Genomic DNA, 23,159 nt, shown 5'->3' on the forward strand with positions numbered 1-23,159 from the left:
GGACCGCCAGCTTGCGGCGCCGAGCCCACAACCGATGTAGGACGATGTCCAAAAACAGGGCGCCGCCTGTCGCATTTCACCCCGTAGCAACGCTCGCATGGATTTCGTACTCGTCCGGTTTCTGCGCGCCCTGGCCGGCCCGACGCTGTACATCCGGCACGTACAGGAGGCCAGGATGCACGGACGATGGGGCGAACGATGGTGGGCGGTCCGCTTGATCAGCGGGCACCTCGGCCGTCACGCAGGGCGGGCGCTGGCCCGGGCGATGCAGTCATTGCTGCCCGAGGCGGCGTTGGCCCCTGCCACGCGCTGGGCGTTCTCCGCGTTGGGGCCATGGCTGCAGCGGCAGCGTCACGCTCGCGCGTGCGCGCGGCTGATGCGCCTGGGTATTCCATCGCGTGCGGCGTCGCGCATGGGCAGCTGCTTCCTGGCCCATGACTGGTTGCGCCGTGCGCGCCGTGACCGTCTGCTGGCGTTGCCTTTCCCGGTGCTCCGGCAACATCTGCGAAGCATCGGCTGGCATGATCCGCACGCCCTGTGGCAAGCATCGGCGGGCCGGGGACGTGTCGTCTGCGTGCTGCCCACCGGCGACCTGGACCTCGCTGTGGGCGCCGTGCTGGATCGCCCCGGTGCACCTGCGCACTACGTCATCCGCTGCGGGCATGCTCCGGATTCGCCGCTGCGCCGCGCGCTGGCCGCATTGCAGCGCTACGGCCATCGCCTGGATATCGATACGCTCGAACAGCCAGGCATGGCCTGGCGCCAACTGAAACGCGGCGCCAGCGTGGTCACCGTGCTCGATCCCTTCGCCCTGCCCTCTTCGCCGGCTGGCCCTGTCCACTCACCCTCGCCCCTGCGCCTTGCGCGACTGACAGGTGTTCCGATGGTTCTGCTGGGGCATCGGCGCGAGCGAGGTGGCGCGGGTACCCTCCACGTCATCGGCGAATACCGGGGAGATGCGCTCGCTGCCGATGCCCGCGGCCTCCGGGATGACATCGAGGATTTTCTCGCCGTGGCGCCGATGGAGTGGATGGATCTGGACCGCTAAGCGGCGTGGGCCGCAGCAGGGGAGGTGCTCCCTGCTGCGGCCGGTCACTCAGGCCAGCACCAGAGCGACATTGATGTTGTTGCGGGTGGCATGCGAGTAGGGGCAGACCACATCGGCCTTGCGCACGAGCTCACCGGCCGTGTCGGGGTTGATGCCCGGAAGCGAAATGGTCAGCGCCACGTCGATGGCGAAACCGGTGCTGACCGGGCCAATGCCTACCCGGCCGGTGACCGCCGCCGTTTCCGGCAGGGAGATGCCCTCTTGGCCCGCCACATGGCGCAGCGCGCCAAGGAAGCACGCCGAGTAGCCGGCCGCGAACAGCTGTTCCGGATTGGTCCCCTTTCCGCCGCCGCCACCCAATTCGACTGGCGTGGCGAGCGTCACATCCAGTGCCTTGTCAGACGATGCGGCGTGCCCCTCGCGACCGCCCACTGCGGTGGCCTGCGCCGTGTATAGAATCGACTCGATACTCATGGAATGCTCCAGTTAGGGTGGACGAAGTGGCATCAGTTGCCACCCGTCAAAGACTGGGTCGCATGTCGACAGGGTTCCATCGGACAAGGACGGCTTCTGGCAGCACGCCATGTACCAATAAATTCGCACTCAGCACAACCGCGCTTACCCTTGGTGTGACAATTCTTAAAAAAAGGAGCCGGATGTCGACGCCACAGGCTGCGAACGATCCGCGTGACGAACTCCAGTGGTTTGCGTCCTCCCTCAGTTCGCACGCTGGCAGTTGGCTCCATCCGACATTTGAATAGGCCCATCTTATGTCGTCGATGACCAACGATTACCCTCGATAAAGCACCTTAATCGGGCAGTCCAGCGATGTCCGCTATCGCTCAGAAGCGGACAACAACTCTACCCTTCATAAACATTCCTAATCCGAAAGGTGGCCTCGATACACTGCGGTCTATCGTCCCTAGCTTCAGAGCTGAAGCCCCAGCCAATGGTGCCGTTGCCTCCGCTGCCCTAGATCTGCCCCAGATCCTTGAGCACGGCTTACGTCTTCTGCAGGAACCCAGCCAGCAGCCGACCTCCCGCCACCTTTCGGCCCAGCTGCTCATTGGGGTGGCGGGCCTGCAGACTCGCATGGGCCAGCAGATCCGTCTGGGCCGTGCTAAGCGTCACGGCTTGGAGCGGTTCGCCTGGCGAAGCCAGTCGATCCGGGATAGCCTGAACCAAGCAGGGGCGCTGACTATCGCTCTTGGCATACCTCGGGGCCATCATCCGGCCGTGCACCGCGGCTACCTCAAGGCTATGGAGTACGCCCTACGCGTCTCTTTCATCACTCACCAGGATCGCGAAGCGCTGCTTTTGACGTGGACAAAGCTGCTTCCTGCTATCGCGCACAGCCACGAACGCGACAGCGGCGCGTTGTTCGCCGCCGCGTTTCAGCAGTCCCTTACAGTCCTCACAGAGCAAATGGGCTCCGGGCCCCAGCCTTAGTGACCGACGCTGATGCCGATGACATAGCCGGGCAAATAGCGAGCAAAATGCGACGCCACGGCTGGCACAAAAAATACCTGAGAGCGGCCGGTTTGTGATGGAGTTCGCACCTTCGCCTTCACAATCCACTAACAATCATGCGCATAGCTTGGGCGCCCCGAAGGAGAGTGCGTCATGACTCCAAGTCCCACGGGCGATCTAGGCGACGAGTCGCAACAATTTGGACTTCTGGTCAATTCCGTCACTGATTACGCAATTTACATGCTTGACCCTCAGGGGGTCATCCGCACTTGGAACCCTGGCGGAGAACGCATCAAAGGCTACCGAAGGGATGAGGTAGTCGGCACCAACTACTCCAGGTTCTATACCCCGGAAGACATCGCCGCCAGCGTCCCAGAACGCAATCTCGCGATAGCTGCGAATGAAGGCCGCTACGCAGGCGAAGGCTGGCGGCTTAGAAAGGACGGCTCAAGATTTCACGCAAGCGTGGTCATCGATCCGGTCTGGGTGGATGGCTCATTGGTCGGGTTCGCCAAGATCACGCGAGACGTAACCGAACGCTACCTTGCCCAAGAACAGCTTAGACGAGCCCAGCAAGAGCTATTGCAGGCGCAAAAGCTAGAGGCAATTGGCAAGTTGACCCTTGGCCTCGCCCATGACTTCAACAATCTGCTGGGTGTGGTGACGAATTGTCTGGATCTTCTCGCGGATCAGCCTCACGGTGAGTTGTCTGACAAGTACATCCGTACCGCTCTAAGGTCGGTTGAACGAGGGGCACTTCTAACTCGGCAACTTCTTACGTTTGGAAGAGGCCATGAACTTTCGCCCGAACGACTCAACGTTGGGAATGCTCTTAGTGACATTCACGACATGCTCCAACGCTCAGCCGGCGACACAGTTGCGGTTGAACTAAACGCTCCAACCGATTTGCCCTCCGTCGAGCTCGACCGTAGCCAACTGGAAGCGGCCATCTTGAACTTGGTGTGCAACAGTCGTGACGCGATGCCTACAGGTGGACGCATCAAAATTACAGCGCGTTTACAGACCAACGTGCAGTCTGATGGCGCCAGTGAGCAATTTGGCACCTACGTGCGCATAGAAGTACAGGACAATGGCCAAGGGATTCCACCGGAAGATCAGGCGCGGATCTTCGAGCCCTTCTTCACTACAAAGACCGTGGGACGCGGTAGCGGGCTGGGCCTTAGCCAAGTTTTTGGATTCACCACCCAATCGGGTGGGTTCATTCGCGTAGAGAGCGCTCCAGGCTCAGGTACATCCATTGCCCTTTACTACCCAGTCGCCGAGTAGCTCATGCCTCTTTCTGTACTATTTGTGGATGACGAGGACGACCTGCGTGAGATCGTCGTTGATGCGCTCGCCGCACAGGGCTTCGCAGTGACAACTGCTCGCAATGGCGTCGAAGCGATTGAATGCTTGCGGAGCGCCGCTCAATTTTCCATTGTCGTCACTGATTACAACATGCCCGAAGGAGTATCCGGCCTGGACGTAGCCTCAGAAGCGGCTTCCGTGCAGCCAAACGCACGTATCCTACTGGCATCGGGCTACAGCCGCTCGCAGTTGCCCACATTGCCAAGCAATGTGCAGTTCCTCTCAAAGCCTTATCGATTCAAGCAGCTGATAGCCGCGATCAATCGTCAGTTCTGAAGTGCCGTTCGCTCCCGTCTGGAAGGGGGAGCGAACTCGGCGCGGCGTTAGGCGGCGATGACGTAGGGCTCTACGAGAGAGATTAGGAGGTCCACGGCCGTGGCGTTGGCGACTTCTGCATCGCCACGCCAATTGAAACCGGTCCAGTCAGCGCGAGCCAACTGCCGAAGTTCGGTCGACTCCACCGGCAACCATTTCATCGGCCAGAACGGCAAACGGCGCTTGCCTACCCTCCCCCTTTGAAGCTCAACGATGCCGTTATGGCTGCTGGCGCCCAGTACGCGAGAATAGGCTACTGACAGTCCATCCTCCGGGCCCTCCAGATACTGCAGGAAGCGTTCGCCATCGAAAAGCAGCACCCCCGTGACGCCAGCGTCTCTGTTGAAGCGGGCTGCATCATCCACTACTTGATCCAGCTTTTCGTTAGACAGGCCCAGCTTGTCGCCGGCGATCTTCTCACCGGCACCACTCACATATACAACAGCCCTAGTGGGCATGGCGCACCTCCTTGATCAGCCAGAACCATACCAAGGGCGACTGTACGGATAGGTGACGCTTGGCATTGGTTAAACTAAACCATTCAGCAATGGCCGCCCCACTCAAGCCGCTCCCGGTGAGATGTAGTTACTACGTCAAGAGTGAACTTGCGAACAGCTTCACTCCGCCTCAATTAAAGCTCGCTGCGGCGAATCGCAGTAGCGCTCATCAATCGTGGTGGAGACATCGGCACGCGTGGGATGATCGAGTGTCCGAACTGGGGTCGCGCACATGCGAAAGCGGGGCGCAAGGGCTGCGGTGTCACCCCCGATAACGACGCCTTATCGCGAGTCGCGCGGCGCACGGCAGGATTTGATTCAATTAAAGTGACGCGTCACGCCCGACCGCGCCACCCCATTGGCGCCCCACCCCTACCCCACTATAGTGCCAACCCCACAAGGACGAGGCGGCACTCATGCCCTATATCGGAATCGGACTCCACGTACTGGCAGCCATCTACTTCGCGGTGCACGCCATCCGCTCGGGCCGGAGCCTCTATTGGCTCATCCTGCTCTTCTCGTTCCCGCTGCTCGGCAGCATCGTCTATTTCCTTGCGATCTACTTCCCGGAAGTCCGCCATTCGCGCGGCGCCCGGCAGGTCGTCCGCTCCGCCAAGCAGCTCATGGACCCGGGCCAGGACCTGCGCAACGCGCGTGCTGATCTGTCGCGAACGCCCACCGTGCAGAACCGGGTTCGTCTTGGCATGACGCTGCTGGATGCCGGCCAGGCGGAGGAAGCCAGAACCCTGCTTGAGCAGGCAGCCAGCTCGCCACTGGGCGACGACCCCTACATCCTGACCGGCCTTGCCCGTGCCCGCCTTGAGTCCGGGTACGCCGCGCTTGCAGTGGAGTCGCTGGACGGTCTGTTCGCCCGCCATCCGGATGTGCGCCGCAAGCCGGAACAGACGCTGCTTTACGCGCAGGCACTGGCGGCTACCCAAGCACCCGGCACCCGTGCCGCGTTCGAGCGCGCCGTCGAATGCGGAAACGATGCGGCCGCTCGCTGCCTGTACGCCGAATGGTTGATGGCACAGCCGCAGCCCGACGATCGTGAGCAAGCCCGCAGCCTGTTCGCCAGCATCATCGACGATGCGCAGCATTGGTCGCGCCACGCGCGCAGCCACAATGCCACATGGTTGGAGCGAACCAAGGTCGCGTTGAAGGGCTACTGACGCCTGGCGCCCTCTGGCAATTCTGTCGTATCCGCCTCGTTCACGGCCTCGCCGGGCGGATGCCGACACTCATCAGGCATGCACCATCGACATCGCCGACAGCCTTGCAGTGCAAGGCTCCGGCCTCATTGCGTCATATGCAACGATTCTGAAAGTGTTGAAAGTGGTGTCGGCATCAGCCCTACTGCATTGGCATCGCGCACAACCGGGCGTATTCCTTTGCGTGCCACCTGAAACGGGTGGCCGGGATTCGAAACCCCGGTTCTACGCTGAAGTAAACGCTTGCCAGCCGGCATCACCCCTCAGGTGGTGCCGGCTGGCAATCCGTCGGCCGGCTATGGCGGGCGGTGCGCGGAGGCCTTGTGCCTGCCGGTTTAGCGTAGACCGGGTTTCGAACCTCGCACCGTCCGCCACCTTTTAGGTGGCGGCTTCTGCCTGCACGCAAGGAGCCCAGCCGTGACCCAGCACCACTCCCCTGCCCCACACTCGATCCACGATGCGCCGACCAACGGCCTTGCGTTGGACCCGAACACCCTCATCGCCCTGCTGCACAGCATCGGCTCCGGCGTCGCCTCCGATGGCCAGCCGTGGCCTGAACGCCATCAGATGCCCGGCCGACGCATCGCCCTGGCGGATACCGACTGCTCGCTGGCGGGTCTTCGGGTGGTGCTGGAGATCCTGCTGGCCGCGCAGCGTGCCCGCGAGAATGGCGAGCTGGAACAGTACGTCGGCCCGCGGGTGATGGAGGGCCTGATCATGGCAGGACTCGGCCTCACCGCACACGCCAGTACGCGGCTGCATCCGGAGGGTTGAGTGGCGTGGTGGCGCTGGGCGACCACGGTGCTTTGCCTTGCAGCGGTGGCTGCAGTACAGATTCAGTGGCCGGTGCCGCCGAGGCCTGAGCAGCTCGCATTCCATCGCATCCCTGACGATCGCTTTTCACTGCTCCGCCGACAGGCAAGGCAGTTTGTGGAAGCGCGGCCACAGCAGGGCTTTGAGTTCGTTGAACAACGTCAAGACGCCACTTTGCAGATCTATTGCAGGGGCGTCCCGGTGCTGTGGGTGGAGAGGCGCTCACACTATCTGCTCCTGCAGGTTTCACTGGACGCCCGGCAGCGGGCGCCCGACGTTGTGCGGTTGCGGGCGCTTCTTCAATGGCAGATGGAACCGGTGGACTACTTGGAGCAGGTGTTGGCGGGTGTGCCGGAGCCTGTTTTGATGGATCGGGTGCGGCGGGCCCTTGTTGGCGAGGTGCCTGATGGCGCGCGGTGCGGCAGGCAGTAGTCGAGCAGGGCTCGACCCTACAAAGGCGTTGGCTGGGAGGGTTCGGGTTCGTGGATGGAACCCTCCAACAAGGCAACGTAGGTGTCCAGCCGGGTGCGTAAGCTGATCAACATCCAGCCCACGACATACAGCAGCACCATGCCAAAGATCAGCAGTGCTCCGAGCAGACTGACGTCAAACACGCTCGCCCAATCGCCCCATTTCCATCCGCGGAACTGTACGTAGAGCGCGATCAACAGCGGAAACGGCCCCAATCGCTGCAGCCCGCCGTACATCATGCCCATGCGTTCGATCATGCTTGCGCGCAGATGACTGACGTACTTGAGGCGACGCTCTCGCTCGAGCCGGGGGAAGCACCGAAGGTCAGCGATCACAGCTTGCCAGTGGGCAAACTCTCCGTCCATTTCCTGGGCATGTGACAGCCGGGGTTGGCTGAACTGACGGATTCCACGGCCTGCTGCAAGGAGGCCTGCTATGGCGAAGCCACCAATCTCCACCGCCAGACACGTCCTCACCAACAACAGCGTGGTCGCAAGTGGAATCCATTGCTCTAGCAGCTGACTGCCTAGAACGCCGATGGCGGTGGCCATCATGGCCGCACGAAACGCCCACGTCTCCACCCTGCCCGCCTTGGGGTAGATGCTATGCTCAACCAGCCCCTGCACCCGCTGGTAGAGCCAGTGGAATGTCAGTTCCTGCGAATCGGTCTTTGCCGGAGGATCGAATCCGCCTCCTGCCTGCATGTCCATTGCGCCCCCTTGCCCGCCGGCGCGGATGCCGGCGGTCTCATCGTACCCGAGCGCGCTTTGGATGGCGCCTCAGCGGGAATCACATACCCAGCTCAGACAACCCCGGATGATCATCCGGGCGACGCCCCAGCGGCCAATGGAACTTGCGGTCGCTTTCCTTGATCGGCAGGTCGTTGATGCATGAGAAGCGGCGTTGCATCAGGCCATCGGCGCCGAATTCCCAGTTCTCATTTCCATAGGAACGGAACCAGTTGCCGGAGTCGTCGTGCCATTCGTACGCGTAGCGGACCGCAATACGGTTTTCGGTAAAAGCCCAGAGCTCCTTGATCAGGCGGTACTCGAGTTCCTTGTTCCATTTGCGTGCCAGGAACTGCCGGGCTTCTTCCCGGCCGTTGGTGAACTCGGCGCGGTTACGCCACTGGGTGTCGAGCGAATAGGCAAGCGACACCTTGTCGGCATCGCGGGAATTCCAGCCATCCTCGGCAAGGCGCACTTTCTGCGTGGCCGATTCAAGGGTGAACGGAGGAAGCGGCGGACGGGGGTGTTCTGCGGACACGGGGAGACCTCCAATCGAAATGGACAGACGGGTTGCTTCAAAGGATCTGGCGTACTCAGGCGCTAACGCTTGGCCTGTTCCAACAACAGCTTCGCGACATCCTTCGCGGTGTCTGCGGCGCCGTAATCACCCATCACGCGCGACAGGGTGATGGCGCCTTCCATCAGGACCAGCAGCTGACGGGCCAGTACCGCCGGCTGCTCCATATCCAGTTGTCCGGTAAGTTCCAATGTGTAATCGAGCAACTTCTGCTTGTGGTTCCGGGCGATCTCCCGGATCGGATCGGCAGGGTCACCGACCTCGCCCGCAGTATTGATGAACGCACAACCGCGATAGCCCTCGGACTGGAACCAGCTCTTGAGCGCGGTGAACATTCCGAGGATGCGCGCTTCCGGAGTGTCCGCCTTGTCGCACTCATGCCGGAACCAGGCCAGCCAGCGCACATCGCGCGCCCTGAGCGCAGCAGCGGCCACCTCGTCCTTGTTCTGGAAATGGCGGTAGATGCTCTTCCGCGCCACGCCCGAGGTCTTCACCAGCAGGTCCATGCCGGTGGCGTGGATCCCGTTCTGGTAGATCAGTGCCTCGGCCGTGGCCAGGATCTTCTGTTGGGTGTCGGTGGTGGCCTTGCTCATGGCCACAAGGTAGAACGATCATTCTCCTTCGTCAACAGGCGGTGGCGGGCGATTCGTGCGAGCACATCGATGCAAGACGATCTATCAAGAAATTCGGACTAGTCATATCCCTGGCGCCTGATCGCGGGCGCAAAGTACGTCTCACCACCCACCCATGAGATGCCCTGCATGAACACCTTCGCCCGCACATTGGCTATCGCCGCGCTCGCCCTTTCGGTCCAGGCCGGCCTGTCCGCGCAGGCCGCTGAACCGGCCAAGCCGGCGGCGGTCACCGCCATCGCGCGCACCGCCAGCTACATCACCACCGCCGACGGCGTGCAGCTGTACTACAAGGACTGGGGTCCGAAGGACGGCCCCGTCGTGACCTTCAGCCACGGCTGGCCGTTGAATTCGGACAGCTGGGAATCACAGATGCTCTTCCTGGCCAATCATGGCTACCGCGTGATCGCGCATGACCGTCGTGGCCACGGTCGTTCCAGCCAGCCGTGGGACGGTAACGATATGGATCATTACGCTGATGACCTGGCCACGGTGATCAATACGCTGGACCTGCACGATGTCACCCTGGTGGGCTTCTCCACCGGTGGCGGCGAAGTGGCACGCTACATCGGCCGGCATGGCACCGGGCGAGTGAAGAGGGCCGTGCTGATCAGCTCGGTGCCGCCGTTCATGCTGAAGACCGCCGACAACCCCAACGGCCTGCCGATCGAAGTGTTCGATGGCATCCGCAAAGCACAGATGGACAACCGCGCCCAGTTGTACAAGGACATTCCGTCGGGCCCGTTCTACGGCTTCAACCGCCCGGGCGCGAAGGTGTCGCAGGGGCTGATTGATGCGTGGTGGGCGCAGGGCATGCAGGGCGGCCACAAGAACACCTACGATTCAATCGCCGCGTTCTCGGCCACCGATTTCCGCTCGGACCTGAAGAAGTTCGATGTGCCCACGCTGGTGATCCACGGTGACGACGACCAGATCGTGCCGATCGATATCTCCGGCCGCCAATCGGCAAAGCTGATCAAGGGCGCCAGGCTGATTGTCTACCCGGGCGCGCCGCACGGCCTGACCGATACCCACAAGGACAAGGTCAACCAGGACCTGCTGACGTTCCTGCAGGAAAAGTGAGCAACAGGGGGCTCCGGCACTGCGCCGGAGCCCGTTTCATCCTGCAGAGTGCGGGCTCCATGCAGGCCTTCTGGTGCCGGACATCGGCAGCCGAGCATGGATCGGCTCCGCACAGGTGCCTGCAAAGACGAACTCAGTCCGCCCCGCCCCGTGCGTTGCGCCGCAGGGACTGCGGGGGCTGGCCGAAGGCGCGCAGGAACGCTCTTCGCATGCGTTCGGTGTCAACGAAGCCCGTTTCGGCCGCGACTTCATCCATCGTGTAGCGGCTTTGCTCGATCAACACGCGAGCGGCCTCCACCCGCAGGCTCTCCACCGCCTTGGCGGGGGATTGCCCGGTTTCTTCGCGGAACGCGCGACTGAACTGACGGGTGCTGAGGTGTGCGGCCTGGGCCAGTTCTTCAACCGACAAGGTGGCGCGCAGATTGCCACGCGCGAAGGTCAGCGCGTTCTGGATGCGATCGGACCGGGCATCCAGCTCGAGCAGCACCGAATGCTGGGACTGCCCGCCTCCGCGCCGGTGGTAGATCACCAGCTTACGGGCCACGGCTCTGGACAGCTCCGCACCGAAGTCGTTCTCGATCATGCCAAGCGCCAGGTCCAGCCCTGCGCTCATGCCGGCGGAAGTCCAGATCGGGCCATCGATGATGAAGATGCGATCTTCCTCCACCTGCGCGGCGGGAAAGCGCTGCCTGAGCGCACGGGCGTGGAACCAGTGCGTGGTGGCGCGCCGCCCGTCCAGCAGCCCCGCTTCGCCAAGAATGAAGGCGCCCGTGCACACCGACGCGGTCCGGCGCGTGCGTGTGGCTGCCTGGCGGATCAGTTCGATCAGCGTGCCGGTGGACGGGGCTGGCTCCAGCAGGCCGGCCACGATCAAAGTATCCAGCGCCTGCTGCGCCAGCGGCGCCGTCTGCATGGCCATGCCAAGCGAGCTGGGCACCAGCCCGCCCTGTTCGGAGAGCATGTGCAGATCGTAAAGGCGCGCGCCTTCGGCGGCATTTGCCAGTTCGAAGGCGGACGCAGCCGCGATCGCCATGGTCTGGAACCCGGATGGCAGGACAAATCCAACACTGAGCATGACGGTTTTTCAGGGGTGGCCGTAAACGAGGTATATACGACATTTACGCCATTCACAAGCCGGCCTAGATTTGGCCCTGACCCCGGCGACGCCCGCCGCTTCGGACTGACCACCGTGAACAACCCTACCCTTCAAGGCACCGCTCTCATCACCGGCGCATCGTCCGGCATCGGCGCGATCTACGCCGATCGCCTGGCCCGCGCCGGATACGACCTGATCCTGGTTGCGCGACGCGGCGACCGCCTGCGCCAACTGGCCGAAGCCCTGGCCCGCAGCACCGGCCGCACAGTGGACATTGTCGCGGCCGACCTGACCACCTCCGACGGGCTTGCCGAAGTTGAGAAGGTCATTCGAGACCGAGCGGATATCCGACTGCTGGTCAACAATGCCGGCATCGGCGCAACGGCTCCCCTGCTGCAGTCGGACATCGGCGAGATGGAGCGCATGATCACGCTCAACGTGAACGCCGCGATGCGCCTGGCCTACGCCGCCGCCCCGGTGTTCGTGGCCCATGGTCAGGGCACGATCATCAACATCGCCTCCATCGTCGCATTGGCGCCCGAGCTGCTCAACGGCGTCTACGCGGGAAGCAAGGCGTTCGTTCTGGCGTTTTCGCAGTCGCTCCACCATGAGCTGGCCGACAAGGGCGTGCGCGTCCAGGTTGTGCTGCCGGGGGCTACCGCGACGGACTTCTGGCACCTCTCCGGCCTGCCGGTGGAGCACCTGCCGCAGGGCATCGTGATGAGCGCCGAGGACATGGTGGATGCATCCCTGGCCGGGCTGGCGCAGGGCGAACGCGTGACCATTCCGGCGCTTCCGGACATCGCTGAGTGGGACGCCTTCGAGCATGCACGCAAGGCGATGGCACCGGGGCTTTCGCGTGCGCAGCCGGCACAGCGCTATATGAGCAGGGTCTGACCGGCAAACGGGTTGCAGATGCCCGGTGCAAGGGATGGAGCAATGGTCGGGCGGCGTTGCGTTGAGCGCTACGCTGCCCCACCCTGCTGATTGTTAACGCGTGTTGCCTGAAGGTTTGACGCCACGTTGCCCCGCCCTTGATGGGGCCGCTCACAGCGCACTCCTATGCTGGGCCCGCCACCTGAGGGGTGGTGATCAACCTGGAGATTCACCATGCAACGCGATCAGAAAGACCTCCCCCACCCCGACGCGGAAGCGCAGCGCCCCGATCCTGTCAGCCCGCTGCAGGCAAAGCTGCACAACCACCGCAATCATGACGAGGCGCTGCAGGAAACCTTCCCCGCAAGCGATCCGATCTCCCCCTTCGTCGCCGCGCCAACGCCGGAAGATCAGGCCAAGCGCCTGGGCGAGCGGGTCAGGCTGCCAGATCGTCGAACGGATGAGGAGGCCGCGGGAGGTGACGAGTGATCCGGCGCGGCTTCGCCCGGGTCGCGGCCGCGACGGCACGATTGTCCGGCAGCCTGGGCGCATTCGTCGCGGCGCTGGGGGTGATCATCACCTGGGCCGCCAGCGGGCCGGCCTTCCACTTCAATGATACGTGGCAGCTGGTGGTGAACACGGGAACGACCATCGTGACCTTCCTGATGGTGTTCCTGATCCAGCATACGCAGAATGCCGATACGGCCGCGCTGCACATCAAGCTGGATGAACTGATCCGGGTCAGCAAGGACGCCAACCAGGAGTTGTTGAACCTGGAGTCGATGGAACCGGCACACCTTGAAGAGATTCGCCAGCGTTACGAGGCACTGGCGAAGACCGCTGCAGACATCAAGTCCAAGAAGGAACGCTGCATGCCCTGCGAGGCGGACGCGGCCGCCGAAGCCTGAGGCTCACCGCTGCAGCGGCTGCTCCGCCTGCAGCGGTTCTGGCGTGAGGCCCTGCCGGGCGGGGCCTTCCAGCAGCGCCCCGGTGGCGGAAAAGCGGCTGCCGTGGCATGGGCAATCCCATGTGCGTTCATGGCCATTCCATTGGACAACGCACTTGAGGTGCGGGCACAGCGCCGACATCGCGTGCAGCTGGCCGTGCTCATCGCGGTAGACGGCGGTCCGCTTTCCATCCACGTCCAGCAGTGCGCCACAGCCACGGCTTAACTCGCCGGGTGAGTGCGACGGCGCAGCACCAAGTCGATCTCCCACCATGTGCCGTGCGACTGTGCCATTGGTACGGGCCCAGCCGGCCGCCGAGCGCACTGGCGTGAAGCGCATGGGGCTTAGCAGCTTCTCGATCTCGCTGGTCGTGCCCATGATTCCCTCGGTGATCGCACGAGCGGCCACGCCCGCCCAGGTCAAGCCATCGGGACCATAGCCGGTGGCGACCCACACATTGTCGTGCGCGCTGCTGCCGATGTAGGGCAGCTGGTCGGCTGCACGGAACTGCTGCGCCGACCAGCACAGCGGCTCGCCCTGCACGGTGAAGTTGCGACGCGCGTCGGCGACCAGATGCTGTGCCGGATCCATCACCGGGGTTTCGCCGGTGCGATGTGTCTCGCCGACCAGCACCAGCCAGTCGCGGCCATCAGTACCGCGCACCCCGCGCAGCGAGCGGTGCCGATCGGCGATCCAATGAATACCTGCCGCTGGCGGATTGGCAACCGGCACCGCCACGCCGTACTCGCGGTACACCTCCATCTCGGCCTGCACCAGGTTGAACCCTGCTGGCGAGTGGGTGGCGAGCACGAAGTGCCTGGCATGGATGCGGCCGCCAAGAGCGGTGGCAACGCCTGCTGAGGCCTCGATGCTGTTGATCTGGGTCCAGTCGTGGATGCGCACCCGGCCGACCAGGTGTCGCGCCAGCTCCCTGCAGAAGGCCGCCGGATCCAACTGCGCCTGATCGGGAACACGGAACGCGTGGCCCAATGCGAATGGCAGACCGGACTGCTGGTGTTCGCACTGCAGGCCAACGCGCTGATAGGCTTGGAGTTCACGCTCGAATCGCGTCGTCACCTCGCGCGTGCGCTCCTGCATGCCGTACTGCATGGCCACGCGTTCGAAGCCGCAACGCAGATCGTAGCGATGAACCAGCGTTTCGATGGCGCGCAGCGCCTGCTGCCGCCACTGCACGATGCGACTGGCCGTGTCTCCGCCCCAGCGCGAGACCAGTTCTGCCAGCCGGGAGACGGGCGCGTAAAGATTGCCCGTGGACATCACCGTATTGCGCCCGCCGATGGGCCCTGCATCGACCACCAGCACATCCAGTCCGCTATCCGCCAGGCGGGCCGCTGTCAGCAGGCCGGTCATGCCGGCGCCCACCACCAGCACGTCCGCGCGCGTCGTGCCGGCAAGGGGGCGGAAGCAATGCGACTCGGTGTCAGCTGACCATAGGCTGGCGCGCGGGAACGGTTCGGACATGAAAGGGATCCTTGCAGCTTCAGCTGGGAGGCCTCTCTCTGATACGCCTTGCCGGGTGAAACGATGGTGGCGCGGCCGTGCAGATGATGCTCACGCGCTGCTACGATCAACGCCATGGTCAAGGCCAGGTGAGCGCTGCGTGGGCAACACGCCTGTGTCGCCTCTGCGAACCGCAACTCTCTGCTTGCAGCGTGGTCGCTAACGTGCCTGGAAGGAGGATCGGGCAGTGAGCACGCACCTGGAAATCGATCTGATGATCGCGCAACTGGACGAACTGCTGCCGACCTGGGCAGCGTTCTACCCCGAGCAGCAGTTCGTCCGCATGCTTGCCGAGGCACTGGACAACATTGCTGCCAGTGCAGACCCGGAGGCCCGGCTGTATTGCGTGATGCGCGCCGGGCACCTCAACGCGTGCAGCGGAGAGATTCCTTGGGCGGCGCGCTATGGAGGCCGCTAGGCCGGTGGATCACGCCGCGACCGCGTAGGGTTCCACCAACCTGACCAGGATATCCATCGCCGTCTCGGTTGGCGCATCGTCACCGCTGTGCTGGGCGAACCCTGACCAGTCCGCGCGGGCAAGAAGCTTCAACTGCTCGGGTTGGGTGGGCAGCCAGCGCATCGGCCAGAACGGGAGCCGCCGGTTGCCCACCCTGCCGCGCTGCAACTCGATGAGCCCGGTATGGCTGGAGGCGCCCACCACCCGCGAATACGCCACCCTCAAGCCGTCCTCGGGCCCCTCCATGTACTGCAGGAAGCGGCTGCCGTCGAACAGCAGGACGCCGGTGACGCCGGCACTGCGGTTGAAGCGGGCGGCATCATCGACCAGATCGTCGAGCTTTCCGCTGCCCAGGCCGAACGGATCACCAGCAACGGCTGGGCCCGCTTCGCTGACGTATGCGACTGCTCTGATCGGCATTAACTGCTCCTGTAGCGAATCCCCCCAGATTCCGTGGCCGTAGGATAGGCCAGCTGCGCCCCGCAGTTGTTCCCATCATGTGCATTTTGTGAATCAGTTGGGTTCCAGCTGACAAACGGCATGCAGGACGCCTACACCCCCCACGCCATGGATCGTTTACGCTTGGGCCAGATGACTCGGGAGCGCCCCATGCCCAATACCGGCCTTTTCCATGTTCTGGAGCTGGACGCTGTTTCCGGCGTGCAGGGTATTGAGCGCGTCAGGTCCATCCGCGTGCGCTGCAACACCTGCGGCGGGATTACACAGTTGTCGGGGGACGCGTTGGGGGCGGTGCCCGGTGGAACGACGCTGGTGTGCGGCGCTTGTCCTTCGCGCCAGACGGTCAGCAACGCGCGGCTGGTCGAATGCGATCATGTCCTGCCCGGCAGCGCGCAGGGATCCGACGCGTAGGCGCGGGCTACGGGTCTGCCTGCGCCCAGCGCGCCAGATTCTGTTTCACTTCCCCGATGCCGGCCCAGGGGTCTTTGCGCCGCCGCTTGAGCTTTGCTGGCACGTCCTTGATCGTGAACGCGTCCGCACGCTTGAGTTTCGCCAGATCGTCCCAGGCGATCGGTAGCGCCACGGGTGCCCCCGGCCTGGCCCGCAGCGAGTAGGACGCAACGGCAGTGGCACCACGCCCGTTGCGCAGATAGTCGACGAAGATCCGCTTGTTGCGGAGGCTTTTGGTGGCCGTTGCCAGGAATCGCTGGGGCTCGGATTGCGCCAGCGCATCGGCGAAGCCCTTCGCAAAGCGTTTGGTCAGGTCCCAGTCGCATCCCGGGTTGAGCGGCACCACCACGTGCAGGCCTTTGCCGCCGGATACCCGCAGGAACGATTCCAGCTCCAGCTGCGCCAGCAGTTTGCGGATGTCGGTTGCCGCCTTCTTGACCTCGGCAAAGGGTACGTCCGGTCCTGGATCCAGATCGAACACCACCCGGTCGGCCTTGTCGGGCGCTTCTGCGTGGCTGCCCCAGGGGTGGAACTCCAACGCGTTGAACTGCACCAGTTCAAGCAGGCTGGCCGCGTCACGCACCACCAGGTAATGGGCGTTGATGCCGCTTTCCTCCTTCAGCCTTACCGGATCGACCAGTTCCAGCCCGGCTGTGTGGTGTTTCTGGAAGAAGCAGGGCTTTGCGGTGCCACTGGGGCATCGGATGATGGACAGCGGACGATCAACCAACTCGGGCAGGAGGTGCTCCATCACTGCTGCGTAGTAGTCCCATACCTCCTGCTTGGTGTAGCCATCGCCAGGAAACAGGATCTTGCCGGGGGACGAAAGCGCGGGCGGTGTGCGGCCGGTAGCGGGTGACTTTTTCGTATCGCGCGCAGGACGCGTGGATGCGGGCTGTCCACCAGAGGCCATGGCCGGCCCGGAGCGATCGGAATCTTCGAGATCGGCGATGTCCTTGTCCGCCCGTACCGCCTTCAGCGATGCCTGGCGCAACAGCTTCTGCCCGCCAATCCCGCGATAGAAGACCTCCACTACGAAACGCGGTGCGAACCAGGTCGCGGCGCGAAGGTCGGTGTCCTGGGTGGGCACGTGCGCCGTCGGCTTGCGGCCGCCGCCGCCTTCGATGCGCTTGCTGACTTCGCCGATCAGTTCGTCCGAGAACCCGGACCCGACGCGGCCGACGTAGAGCCAGCCATGTTTCGGGTCTGGCCGCGCCAGCAGCAGCGAGCCGAACCCGGTGCGGCTGCCCTTCGGCGCGGTGTATCCGACCACCGCGAACTCGTCGCTGGCCAGCTGTTTGGTCTTGCGCCAATCCTCACTGCGACCGCTGTGGTAGCTGCGATCGGCGCGCTTGGAAATGATGCCTTCGAAGTGCTGCTCACCGGCCAGGCGATAGGCCTCGTCGCCATCCCCCTGCACATGCGAACTGAACGCCAATGGCCTGCCCTGCCCCTCCAGCACGGAGTGCAGCAGGGCCTTGCGTTCCAGCAAGGGCGCATCGGCGATGTCCACGCCATCAAGATGCAGCAGATCGAACAATGCATACGTCAGGACGCCCTGCCGCTCGCCGGAGAGCGTGGCCGGCAGCAGGTTGAAGTCTTCCCTGGTGCCGGCGCCGGCGATGAGCTCACCGTCCAGTGCCGCCGAGGTGAGCCCCAGTGCCGCGATCGCTTCACGTATTTCAGGCAGCCTGCCGGTCCATTCCAGTGCGTTCCGCGACCACAGCTGCACGTTGCCCTCAGCCACCGTAGCAAGGATGCGGTACCCATCCCATTTGATCTCATGCACCCACTGCGCGCCCTGGGGCGGCGCTTCGCCCAGCTTGGCCAACTGCGGCTCAAACGGCCCGGACGGCGCTGCCGCCTTTTTCGCCTTGCTGAGCGCCAGGGCCTTCTTCGCCCAGTTCTTTCGTCGGGTGCGTGTGGGGGGTACGACCGTGAGTTTCTTCTTCGCGGTCTTTCCGGCCCCGGCACGCTTCAGGTCCTCCGGGGGCGCTACAGCAACATCCGCCAGCAGATCGTCTGCCTCGATATCGCTGGCAAATTCATCGTCATCCTTGAACAGCAGCCACTGTGGCTGGCGCGCAGGCTTGCCGGAACGGACCAGATGCCATCCACCCTTGAGCTTGGCGCCAAACAGCTCGAAGCGTAGATGGCCCTTGGCGAGCTGGGCTTCCGGGTCGCCCTGCGTGGCCCACACACCGTGGTCGAACTGGGCGACATGTCCGCCGCCATACTGGCCTTTGGGAATCTCGCCTTCAAATGCTGCGTAGTCGACGGGATGATCCTCCACTTCCACCGCCATGCGCTTGACCTTCGGGTCGTAGCTGGGACCCTTGGGAACGGCCCAGCTCTTCAGCGCGTCACCCACCTGCAGGCGGAAGTCGTAGTGCCTGCGGCTGGCATGATGCAGCTGCACCACGAAAATGGCGCGTTGGCCTTTTGGCAGCGCCTTGCCCGGTTCGGGCTCCCTGGTCTGGTCAAAACGACGCTTGCGGCGGTACTCGACCAGTGACATGGGCAGCTCCGCGCTACTTTCCCAGGTGCTTGCGTACAGCAGCGGCGGTGGGCCCGACCTCGGCGACCGCAGCCCGAAGTTCCTCGGCTGACACACCCAGCGTCGTGGTCCAGTACTGCAGTTCATAGTCTTCGTTGACGTTGATGCGATCCCGGTCCGGGCTGCCGGTGTTCTTCTTGTCATCGCTCATGGGAGTCTCCACGCGTGATCGGGCGTGAAGTGACCGTACCGGCCGGCCCATGGGCACCAGGCGATGCCACCGTGAAGCGATGGCGAAGGCCTGCCGGTATCGGGACCGCGGCAGGCGGGCGACAGACGCCACCTCGTGAAGACAACGCGCAGGGTTCGCGTTGGCGTTCACATGCCGCCTTCACCTGGCCCCCGCCTGATCGCAACCGGGCGGGACCTACTCTGAGCGCTCCACTCACAGCGGAGCCCAGCATGGCTATCAAGACAGCGGAAGACCTGTTCATCCACGAACTCTCGGATATCTACAGCGCCGAAAAGCAGCTGACCAAGGCCCTCCCGCGCCTGGCCCGTGCGGCCGAGAACCCTGACCTGGCCACAGCGTTTGAAACGCACCTGGAAGAAACCCAGGGCCAGATCGAGCGCATCGACCAGGTGGTGGAGGTTCTCGGCATCCGGCTGAAGCGCATCAAGTGCGCGGCGATGGAAGGTCTGGTAGAGGAAGGCAAGGAAGTGATCGACAGCATCGACAAGGGCCCTGTGCGCGATGCCGCCCTGATCGGTGGCGCACAGAAGGTCGAGCATTACGAGATTGCGTCCTACGGCACCATCGCCGCGCTGGCCAAGCAGCTGGGCTACAAGGACGCCCTTCCGCTGCTGCTGGAGACGCTTGAGGAAGAGAAGGCCACTGACGAGAAGCTCACCCTGCTGGCCAAGGGCGGCGGCAATGCCAAGGCAGCACAAGCCGCCTGATCGACGCGCCCCGAAGCCGGCCGCCATGGACGGCGGCCTCAGGGTTCGTACAGCACCTGGTCGTTCGGGCAGAAGAACGTGCGCCGCCGGGTGGTGCCCATGTAAAGCTTGCTGATCGGGCCGCCGCATGCCGGGCAGATCCTGCGCGTGTGTACCTGCCAGTGCTTCTTCAACTCGAAACGGCGCTTCCACTGCAGGAAATCAAAGCTGTAGGCGCGGGCCTGCGTGATCAGCGCGGTAAGCTTGCGCGGTGGCAGGTCGCCCAGCCGCGTGGCGGGGTGCACGCCTATACGGAACAGCACCTCGTTCTTGATGATGTTGCCCACGCCGGCAAAGACTGTCTGGTCCAGAAGCGCATCACAGACCATGACGTCCGGCATTGCCTTCAGCTTGCGCCGGGCCAGCTTCGGATCCCAGGCATCGTTCATCACGTCCGCGCGCCAATCGTAGACCTCGTCCAACGGCTCGCCGATCAGCCGCACGGAACACGCATAGAAGTTCAGCTCGCCATTGTCGAACCGCAGGGATACACGCGGCGGGGTTGGCTTACGTTCGTCGATGCGCCAGCTGCCGAACATCATCAGATGGACGCGCAGCGTGTGGCGGCTGAATTCCAGCAGGAAGTGCTTGCCCCAACTGCGGACCGCCTTGACCCTTCGGCCCTGCAGCGGCGACAGGTCGACCCGGCTGTTCCCGGAGGCGGCGCGGACCACGTGCCCCTTGAAGTGGCTCGCTGCTTCGCGCAGCAGGACGATCGAAGGGCCTTCAGGCATGTTCCTTCTCCTGCAGCAGCGCCTGCAGGTGCAGGGCGTTGCCGGTGGCGTGACCCAGTGCGGTGTTGTCCAGTACGAACCAGGCGGGTCGTTTCGCCTCGGCCTCGGCCAGCAGCTGCCGCGCAAGGTGGGCAAGGGTCGGTTCGTCGTAGGCACTGCGATAGATCTGTGGCTGGCCGTGCCAGCGCCAGTAGCTCCACGCGCGGTCACCGCCGGGCGTCGCTGCCGCCGGCACACGTGCCGGATCCGCGGCAACCCGTGCCACGCCATGCGCGCTCAGAAGCGCATCCACTTCCGGCGTGAACCAACTCGGGTGGCGCGGCTCGCACGCCACATCGGCCTGGGTGCGCGCGCGCAGGCCCCGCAGGAATGCTCTGGCCGTGGCCGTGTCGTACACCAGGCTCGGCGGCAACTGCAGCAGTAACGGCCCGAGCTTTTCACCCAGCTCCAGCACGCCTTCAAGGAACCGCTCGAGCGGTTGCATTGCGTCGCGCAGCCGACGCTCATGGCTGATCTCTCGCGGCAGTTTCACCGCGAACCGGAAGCCCTCCGGCACGCTCGCCGCCCATCGCGCATAGGTCTTGGCCTGGTGCGGTCGATAGAAGGACGAGTTGATCTCCACCATCGGCAGGCGTGTGGCGTAGCGCTGCAGCGCGCTGTCACCCGCGCCGAACGCTTCCTGATCCGCCCGCGGCAGCGACCAGCCCGCACAGCCAACACGCAGTGGGGCGGATGCACGCGGGGCGGCCGCCACCGTCATCGTACCAGCTGCCCGTACGGTTCCAGGGCCGCTCCCGCGCCTGCATCCGTCTGCAACTGCGAGACCGACAGCAGACGATCCAGTGCGCTGGCGCCCGACTCCAGCGCCGACGCGCTGCGCACGAAGCCGGTCCAGTCGGAGATGGCGATCTTTCCCAGCGCGAGCTCATCCACCCGAACGCTGCGCATCCGCCAGTGCGGAAACTGCCGGCGCCCCACCCTGCCCCGGTTCAGTTCGACGATCCCACTGTGGCTGCCGGCCGCGAGAATGCGCATGTACGCCGCATTGGTCCCGGCCTCCGGGCCCTCCAGATACTGCAGGAAGCGCGAGCCGTCGAACAGCAACGTGCCGGTGACATCGACGGATTCGTTGAACTGCACCGCTTCGGCCACAAGCCGTTGCAGCCGCTCTTCGGTCAGGCTTCGGGAAGCTTCACTCACATAGGCAATCGCACGAAAAGGCATGGCACCACCGGTTGTTGCAGACAGCTCTACCTTAGCGACGCGGGTCGTATGTGCAGTGAGGCCGGCGTAGAGGCTGCGTCGAGTTGAGGCGCGGGCCCGCCGCATCGCCTTGACACGTGCTCGAGCGCGGCGGGCGCGCCTGCGGGCGCACCCGCGCGTGCACCACGTTTCGTGGAGACCGGATGAGGAATCGTGGGCTTCCGGATGACGCCACGTTGGCGGTCATGCCACCGCCGTCTAGCGCCGGATCTGGAAGATGGTCCCTGCCGCCAGTCGGGCGGCTCAACCCAGGGAGACTTTCCATGGCCAACCAGAACCAGAACCAGGGCAACAGCAACCGCGGTTTCGCTTCGATGGACGAGGACAAGCAGCGCGAGATCGCCGCCAAGGGTGGACGTGCCGCGCACGAATCAGGCAACGCCCATGAATTCAGCTCGGAAGAAGCACGCGAAGCCGGCCGCAAGGGCGGCGAAGCGGTGAGCCAGGATCGCCAGCACATGGCGGACATCGGCCGCGAAGGCGGCCAGAACAGCCGCGGGGGTGGAAACCAGGGCGGTAACCAGGGCGGCGGGCAGCAACAGCAGGAACGCGGCGGCGGCAACAACCGCGGTGGCCAGCAGCGCTGATCGCGGCTGAAGCCAGATGCACCGCTTCGTGGGCGGACGTGATGTCCGCCCACTTTCGTACGCCTTGATGCTGATCAAGGGCTTCGCCACTGGGGCGCCGCAGATGGGCGCCCCAGCTCTTTCACGGCTCGCGTGGTGGCAGGTCCAGTGCTCCCGCGCCCGGGCCGGCCCCCAGCTCGGCCCCGGTGGTCGGCCGCGCTTCCGGGTCGGAGAGTGTACGCAGGGCCATGGCCTGCACCGCCGCTTGTTCGCGCGCGTCCAGGCCCACCGTGCCGCCGCCGTCGCCACCATCCACAGCGGTCTGTGCCTCGCGGTCGCTGACCCGCTCCCACAGCTCCCCGCTGTTCCAGCTGCCCTGCAGGTCGTCGGCGCCGTCGCCCTGCGACATGTCCATGTACAGATCGGTGAATGCAGGGTCCCCCGGCAGCTTGCCCGGCGGGAAGTTGGGCTGGATGCTGTGCAGCGCCTTCTCGAATGACTTCATGTGCGCGATCTCGCGCGTCATCAGGAAACGCAGCGCATCCTTGATGCCGGGGTCGTCGGTGACGTTGATCAGGCGCTCATACACCAGCTTGGCGCGCGCTTCCGCAGCGATGTTCGAGCGCAGATCGGCGGTAGGTTCCCCGATCGAGTCGATGTAGGCCGCTGTCCACGGCACCCCGCTGGAATTGACCAGTGCCGGCCCCCCACCGTACAGAATCTGCTCGGTATGGCTGGTGCTGTTCTGCCCCAGCAGCCGCATATCCTCGGCCTCGGCAAGCCCTTCGGACTGAATGGCCTTCGGTCCGCGGTTGAGCATGGCGATGATGGTGCCGATGATCTCCAGATGGCTGATCTCTTCGGTGGCGATATCCATCAGCAGGTCCTTGCGGCCCGGATCGCATTCGCCGAGTCCCTGGGTGAAGTAGCGCATGGCGGCAGCAAGCTCGCCCTGCGGGCCGCCGAACTGTTCAAGCATGAGGCTGGCGAGCTGCGGGTTGGATTCGCGCACGCGCACGGTGTACATCAGCTTCTTGTGATGAAAGAACATGGGGTTTCTCCAATGGCTGGCTGTACTGGC

29 protein-coding genes are annotated in these 23,159 nt (G+C 64.1%); 15 read left to right on the plus strand and 14 right to left on the minus strand.

Annotation, left to right across the window (positions count from 1 at the left end):
* Positions 1 to 97 precede the first annotated feature (97 nt).
* Entirely contained in the window at positions 98 to 1,048 is a 951-nt protein-coding gene (locus JLDANKMP_RS12010; protein ID WP_212561201.1) for a hypothetical protein, read from the plus strand.
* Between the two features lie 48 nt (positions 1,049 to 1,096).
* Here the strand turns inward: JLDANKMP_RS12010 and JLDANKMP_RS12015 are convergent, their stop codons facing one another.
* Positions 1,097 to 1,522 (minus strand): organic hydroperoxide resistance protein, encoded by a 426-nt coding sequence (locus tag JLDANKMP_RS12015; RefSeq protein WP_212561202.1) that lies wholly within the window; start codon positions 1,520 to 1,522, stop codon positions 1,097 to 1,099.
* Positions 1,523 to 2,140: 618 nt separating this feature from the next.
* On the opposite strand from JLDANKMP_RS12015, the gene JLDANKMP_RS12020 reads away from it, so the two are divergent.
* The 3 genes from JLDANKMP_RS12020 (at position 2,141) to JLDANKMP_RS12030 (ending at position 4,162) form a co-directional block, all read left to right on the plus strand.
* The gene (locus tag JLDANKMP_RS12020) at positions 2,141 to 2,497 is read left to right on the plus strand and encodes a hypothetical protein (protein WP_249336897.1); all 357 of its coding nucleotides are present in this window, start codon (positions 2,141 to 2,143) and stop codon (positions 2,495 to 2,497) included.
* A gap of 174 nt (positions 2,498 to 2,671) precedes the next feature.
* Positions 2,672 to 3,805 carry a PAS domain-containing sensor histidine kinase gene (locus JLDANKMP_RS12025; protein WP_212561203.1) on the plus strand — a complete coding sequence of 378 codons (1,134 nt, stop codon included), beginning with the start codon at positions 2,672 to 2,674 and terminating at the stop codon, positions 3,803 to 3,805.
* A gap of 3 nt (positions 3,806 to 3,808) precedes the next feature.
* The gene (locus tag JLDANKMP_RS12030; RefSeq protein ID WP_212561204.1) at positions 3,809 to 4,162 is read left to right on the plus strand and encodes a response regulator; all 354 of its coding nucleotides are present in this window, start codon (positions 3,809 to 3,811) and stop codon (positions 4,160 to 4,162) included.
* 47 nt (positions 4,163 to 4,209) lie between these two features.
* On the opposite strand, the gene JLDANKMP_RS12035 is transcribed toward JLDANKMP_RS12030, so the two are convergent.
* Positions 4,210 to 4,659 (minus strand): BLUF domain-containing protein, encoded by a 450-nt coding sequence (locus JLDANKMP_RS12035; protein WP_212561205.1) that lies wholly within the window; start codon positions 4,657 to 4,659, stop codon positions 4,210 to 4,212.
* Between the two features lie 455 nt (positions 4,660 to 5,114).
* On the opposite strand from JLDANKMP_RS12035, the gene JLDANKMP_RS12040 reads away from it, so the two are divergent.
* From JLDANKMP_RS12040 to JLDANKMP_RS12050, 3 genes are all read left to right on the plus strand, one after another.
* On the plus strand, positions 5,115 to 5,870 hold the full coding sequence (locus tag JLDANKMP_RS12040) for a hypothetical protein (protein ID WP_212561206.1): 756 nt from the start codon (positions 5,115 to 5,117) through the stop codon (positions 5,868 to 5,870).
* 456 nt (positions 5,871 to 6,326) lie between these two features.
* On the plus strand, positions 6,327 to 6,683 hold the full coding sequence (locus tag JLDANKMP_RS12045; RefSeq protein ID WP_212561207.1) for a hypothetical protein: 357 nt from the start codon (positions 6,327 to 6,329) through the stop codon (positions 6,681 to 6,683).
* Entirely contained in the window at positions 6,684 to 7,154 is a 471-nt protein-coding gene (locus tag JLDANKMP_RS12050; protein WP_212561208.1) for a hypothetical protein, read from the plus strand.
* Positions 7,155 to 7,171: 17 nt separating this feature from the next.
* Here JLDANKMP_RS12050 and JLDANKMP_RS12055 read toward each other — a convergent pair whose 3' ends face one another.
* From JLDANKMP_RS12055 to JLDANKMP_RS12065, 3 genes are all read right to left on the minus strand, one after another.
* On the minus strand, positions 7,172 to 7,903 hold the full coding sequence (locus JLDANKMP_RS12055; RefSeq protein ID WP_212561209.1) for a hypothetical protein: 732 nt from the start codon (positions 7,901 to 7,903) through the stop codon (positions 7,172 to 7,174).
* 79 nt (positions 7,904 to 7,982) lie between these two features.
* On the minus strand, positions 7,983 to 8,459 hold the full coding sequence (locus JLDANKMP_RS12060; protein WP_099473254.1) for a nuclear transport factor 2 family protein: 477 nt from the start codon (positions 8,457 to 8,459) through the stop codon (positions 7,983 to 7,985).
* Between the two features lie 62 nt (positions 8,460 to 8,521).
* The gene (locus tag JLDANKMP_RS12065; RefSeq protein WP_212561210.1) at positions 8,522 to 9,091 is read right to left on the minus strand and encodes a TetR family transcriptional regulator; all 570 of its coding nucleotides are present in this window, start codon (positions 9,089 to 9,091) and stop codon (positions 8,522 to 8,524) included.
* Between the two features lie 168 nt (positions 9,092 to 9,259).
* On the opposite strand from JLDANKMP_RS12065, the gene JLDANKMP_RS12070 reads away from it, so the two are divergent.
* Entirely contained in the window at positions 9,260 to 10,213 is a 954-nt protein-coding gene (locus tag JLDANKMP_RS12070) for an alpha/beta hydrolase (RefSeq protein WP_212561211.1), read from the plus strand.
* A gap of 133 nt (positions 10,214 to 10,346) precedes the next feature.
* On the opposite strand, the gene JLDANKMP_RS12075 is transcribed toward JLDANKMP_RS12070, so the two are convergent.
* Positions 10,347 to 11,174 carry a GlxA family transcriptional regulator gene (locus JLDANKMP_RS12075; RefSeq protein WP_249336898.1) on the minus strand — a complete coding sequence of 276 codons (828 nt, stop codon included), beginning with the start codon at positions 11,172 to 11,174 and terminating at the stop codon, positions 10,347 to 10,349.
* Here JLDANKMP_RS12075 and JLDANKMP_RS12080 point away from each other — a divergent pair, their 5' ends adjacent.
* The 3 genes from JLDANKMP_RS12080 to JLDANKMP_RS12090 all read left to right on the plus strand — a co-directional run bounded on the left by JLDANKMP_RS12080 (position 11,175) and on the right by JLDANKMP_RS12090 (position 13,093).
* Positions 11,175 to 12,206 (plus strand): SDR family oxidoreductase, encoded by a 1,032-nt coding sequence (locus JLDANKMP_RS12080; protein WP_343237739.1) that lies wholly within the window; start codon positions 11,175 to 11,177, stop codon positions 12,204 to 12,206.
* A gap of 213 nt (positions 12,207 to 12,419) precedes the next feature.
* Complete coding sequence (locus tag JLDANKMP_RS12085; RefSeq protein ID WP_212561213.1) at positions 12,420 to 12,674, plus strand: hypothetical protein; 255 nt, start codon at positions 12,420 to 12,422, stop codon at positions 12,672 to 12,674.
* Positions 12,671 to 13,093, plus strand: coding sequence for a low affinity iron permease family protein (locus JLDANKMP_RS12090; protein ID WP_005409684.1), 423 nt, complete (start codon positions 12,671 to 12,673; stop codon positions 13,091 to 13,093). Before JLDANKMP_RS12085 ends, JLDANKMP_RS12090 begins: the two co-directional genes overlap by 4 nt.
* Positions 13,094 to 13,096: 3 nt before the next feature.
* Here JLDANKMP_RS12090 and JLDANKMP_RS12095 read toward each other — a convergent pair whose 3' ends face one another.
* Complete coding sequence (locus JLDANKMP_RS12095; protein ID WP_212561214.1) at positions 13,097 to 14,614, minus strand: FAD-dependent oxidoreductase; 1,518 nt, start codon at positions 14,612 to 14,614, stop codon at positions 13,097 to 13,099.
* Positions 14,615 to 14,840: 226 nt separating this feature from the next.
* Between JLDANKMP_RS12095 and JLDANKMP_RS12100 the strand changes: the two genes are divergently transcribed.
* On the plus strand, positions 14,841 to 15,071 hold the full coding sequence (locus JLDANKMP_RS12100; RefSeq protein ID WP_212561215.1) for a hypothetical protein: 231 nt from the start codon (positions 14,841 to 14,843) through the stop codon (positions 15,069 to 15,071).
* 9 nt (positions 15,072 to 15,080) lie between these two features.
* Here the strand turns inward: JLDANKMP_RS12100 and JLDANKMP_RS12105 are convergent, their stop codons facing one another.
* Positions 15,081 to 15,530: a BLUF domain-containing protein gene (locus JLDANKMP_RS12105; protein WP_212561216.1), complete on the minus strand. Its 450-nt coding sequence runs from the start codon at positions 15,528 to 15,530 to the stop codon at positions 15,081 to 15,083.
* Between the two features lie 189 nt (positions 15,531 to 15,719).
* Between JLDANKMP_RS12105 and JLDANKMP_RS12110 the strand changes: the two genes are divergently transcribed.
* Positions 15,720 to 15,980 carry a hypothetical protein gene (locus tag JLDANKMP_RS12110; protein WP_224482002.1) on the plus strand — a complete coding sequence of 87 codons (261 nt, stop codon included), beginning with the start codon at positions 15,720 to 15,722 and terminating at the stop codon, positions 15,978 to 15,980.
* A gap of 7 nt (positions 15,981 to 15,987) precedes the next feature.
* Here the strand turns inward: JLDANKMP_RS12110 and ligD are convergent, their stop codons facing one another.
* The gene (gene ligD / locus JLDANKMP_RS12115; RefSeq protein WP_212561217.1) at positions 15,988 to 18,537 is read right to left on the minus strand and encodes a DNA ligase D; all 2,550 of its coding nucleotides are present in this window, start codon (positions 18,535 to 18,537) and stop codon (positions 15,988 to 15,990) included.
* 13 nt (positions 18,538 to 18,550) lie between these two features.
* The gene (locus JLDANKMP_RS12120; RefSeq protein WP_005409690.1) at positions 18,551 to 18,727 is read right to left on the minus strand and encodes a DUF3606 domain-containing protein; all 177 of its coding nucleotides are present in this window, start codon (positions 18,725 to 18,727) and stop codon (positions 18,551 to 18,553) included.
* A gap of 251 nt (positions 18,728 to 18,978) precedes the next feature.
* On the opposite strand from JLDANKMP_RS12120, the gene JLDANKMP_RS12125 reads away from it, so the two are divergent.
* Entirely contained in the window at positions 18,979 to 19,476 is a 498-nt protein-coding gene (locus JLDANKMP_RS12125; RefSeq protein WP_005409691.1) for a DUF892 family protein, read from the plus strand.
* A 38-nt stretch (positions 19,477 to 19,514) separates the two neighbouring features.
* Here the strand turns inward: JLDANKMP_RS12125 and JLDANKMP_RS12130 are convergent, their stop codons facing one another.
* From JLDANKMP_RS12130 to JLDANKMP_RS12140, 3 genes are read right to left on the minus strand one after another with little or no spacing between them, the layout of a single operon-like run.
* Positions 19,515 to 20,249, minus strand: a complete 735-nt coding sequence (locus JLDANKMP_RS12130; protein WP_212561218.1) for a DNA-formamidopyrimidine glycosylase family protein — start codon at positions 20,247 to 20,249, stop codon at positions 19,515 to 19,517.
* A complete protein-coding gene (locus JLDANKMP_RS12135) occupies positions 20,242 to 21,009 on the minus strand; it encodes a DUF72 domain-containing protein (RefSeq protein WP_212561219.1) in 768 nt (255 codons plus the stop codon). Before JLDANKMP_RS12135 ends, JLDANKMP_RS12130 begins: the two co-directional genes overlap by 8 nt.
* Positions 21,006 to 21,473 carry a BLUF domain-containing protein gene (locus JLDANKMP_RS12140; RefSeq protein WP_212561220.1) on the minus strand — a complete coding sequence of 156 codons (468 nt, stop codon included), beginning with the start codon at positions 21,471 to 21,473 and terminating at the stop codon, positions 21,006 to 21,008. The genes JLDANKMP_RS12135 and JLDANKMP_RS12140 overlap by 4 nt, the downstream gene beginning before the upstream one ends.
* 302 nt (positions 21,474 to 21,775) lie before the next feature.
* Between JLDANKMP_RS12140 and JLDANKMP_RS12145 the strand changes: the two genes are divergently transcribed.
* The gene (locus JLDANKMP_RS12145; RefSeq protein ID WP_005409695.1) at positions 21,776 to 22,099 is read left to right on the plus strand and encodes a KGG domain-containing protein; all 324 of its coding nucleotides are present in this window, start codon (positions 21,776 to 21,778) and stop codon (positions 22,097 to 22,099) included.
* Between the two features lie 121 nt (positions 22,100 to 22,220).
* Here JLDANKMP_RS12145 and JLDANKMP_RS12150 read toward each other — a convergent pair whose 3' ends face one another.
* A complete protein-coding gene (locus JLDANKMP_RS12150; protein WP_088436490.1) occupies positions 22,221 to 23,129 on the minus strand; it encodes a manganese catalase family protein in 909 nt (302 codons plus the stop codon).
* Positions 23,130 to 23,159 lie beyond the last annotated feature (30 nt).

Origin of the sequence: Stenotrophomonas sp. PE591 (genome assembly GCF_018320795.1) — a bacterium.
In the GTDB taxonomy this organism is placed as follows: Bacteria; Pseudomonadota; Gammaproteobacteria; order Xanthomonadales; family Xanthomonadaceae; genus Stenotrophomonas; species Stenotrophomonas maltophilia.

What these genes read in the sequence shown, in the direction of transcription:
- JLDANKMP_RS12130 (WP_212561218.1), bottom strand. Translation starts at nt 20,249, where the DNA reads ATGCCTGAAGGCCCTTCGATCGTCCTGCTGCGCGAAGCAGCGAGCCAC.
- JLDANKMP_RS12030 (WP_212561204.1), top strand. Translation starts at nt 3,809, where the DNA reads ATGCCTCTTTCTGTACTATTTGTGGATGACGAGGACGACCTGCGTGAG.
- JLDANKMP_RS12020 (WP_249336897.1), top strand. Translation starts at nt 2,141, where the DNA reads ATGGGCCAGCAGATCCGTCTGGGCCGTGCTAAGCGTCACGGCTTGGAG.
- JLDANKMP_RS12075 (WP_249336898.1), bottom strand. Translation starts at nt 11,174, where the DNA reads ATGCTCTCCGAACAGGGCGGGCTGGTGCCCAGCTCGCTTGGCATGGCC.
- JLDANKMP_RS12095 (WP_212561214.1), bottom strand. Translation starts at nt 14,614, where the DNA reads ATGTCCGAACCGTTCCCGCGCGCCAGCCTATGGTCAGCTGACACCGAG.
- JLDANKMP_RS12015 (WP_212561202.1), bottom strand. Translation starts at nt 1,522, where the DNA reads ATGAGTATCGAGTCGATTCTATACACGGCGCAGGCCACCGCAGTGGGC.
- JLDANKMP_RS12150 (WP_088436490.1), bottom strand. Translation starts at nt 23,129, where the DNA reads ATGTTCTTTCATCACAAGAAGCTGATGTACACCGTGCGCGTGCGCGAA.
- JLDANKMP_RS12010 (WP_212561201.1), top strand. Translation starts at nt 98, where the DNA reads ATGGATTTCGTACTCGTCCGGTTTCTGCGCGCCCTGGCCGGCCCGACG.
- JLDANKMP_RS12140 (WP_212561220.1), bottom strand. Translation starts at nt 21,473, where the DNA reads ATGCCTTTTCGTGCGATTGCCTATGTGAGTGAAGCTTCCCGAAGCCTG.
- JLDANKMP_RS12035 (WP_212561205.1), bottom strand. Translation starts at nt 4,659, where the DNA reads ATGCCCACTAGGGCTGTTGTATATGTGAGTGGTGCCGGTGAGAAGATC.
- JLDANKMP_RS12065 (WP_212561210.1), bottom strand. Translation starts at nt 9,091, where the DNA reads ATGAGCAAGGCCACCACCGACACCCAACAGAAGATCCTGGCCACGGCC.
- ligD (WP_212561217.1), bottom strand. Translation starts at nt 18,537, where the DNA reads ATGTCACTGGTCGAGTACCGCCGCAAGCGTCGTTTTGACCAGACCAGG.
- JLDANKMP_RS12110 (WP_224482002.1), top strand. Translation starts at nt 15,720, where the DNA reads ATGCCCAATACCGGCCTTTTCCATGTTCTGGAGCTGGACGCTGTTTCC.
- JLDANKMP_RS12120 (WP_005409690.1), bottom strand. Translation starts at nt 18,727, where the DNA reads ATGAGCGATGACAAGAAGAACACCGGCAGCCCGGACCGGGATCGCATC.
- JLDANKMP_RS12070 (WP_212561211.1), top strand. Translation starts at nt 9,260, where the DNA reads ATGAACACCTTCGCCCGCACATTGGCTATCGCCGCGCTCGCCCTTTCG.
- JLDANKMP_RS12055 (WP_212561209.1), bottom strand. Translation starts at nt 7,903, where the DNA reads ATGGACATGCAGGCAGGAGGCGGATTCGATCCTCCGGCAAAGACCGAT.
- JLDANKMP_RS12105 (WP_212561216.1), bottom strand. Translation starts at nt 15,530, where the DNA reads ATGCCGATCAGAGCAGTCGCATACGTCAGCGAAGCGGGCCCAGCCGTT.
- JLDANKMP_RS12040 (WP_212561206.1), top strand. Translation starts at nt 5,115, where the DNA reads ATGCCCTATATCGGAATCGGACTCCACGTACTGGCAGCCATCTACTTC.
- JLDANKMP_RS12125 (WP_005409691.1), top strand. Translation starts at nt 18,979, where the DNA reads ATGGCTATCAAGACAGCGGAAGACCTGTTCATCCACGAACTCTCGGAT.
- JLDANKMP_RS12135 (WP_212561219.1), bottom strand. Translation starts at nt 21,009, where the DNA reads ATGACGGTGGCGGCCGCCCCGCGTGCATCCGCCCCACTGCGTGTTGGC.
- JLDANKMP_RS12025 (WP_212561203.1), top strand. Translation starts at nt 2,672, where the DNA reads ATGACTCCAAGTCCCACGGGCGATCTAGGCGACGAGTCGCAACAATTT.
- JLDANKMP_RS12085 (WP_212561213.1), top strand. Translation starts at nt 12,420, where the DNA reads ATGCAACGCGATCAGAAAGACCTCCCCCACCCCGACGCGGAAGCGCAG.
- JLDANKMP_RS12145 (WP_005409695.1), top strand. Translation starts at nt 21,776, where the DNA reads ATGGCCAACCAGAACCAGAACCAGGGCAACAGCAACCGCGGTTTCGCT.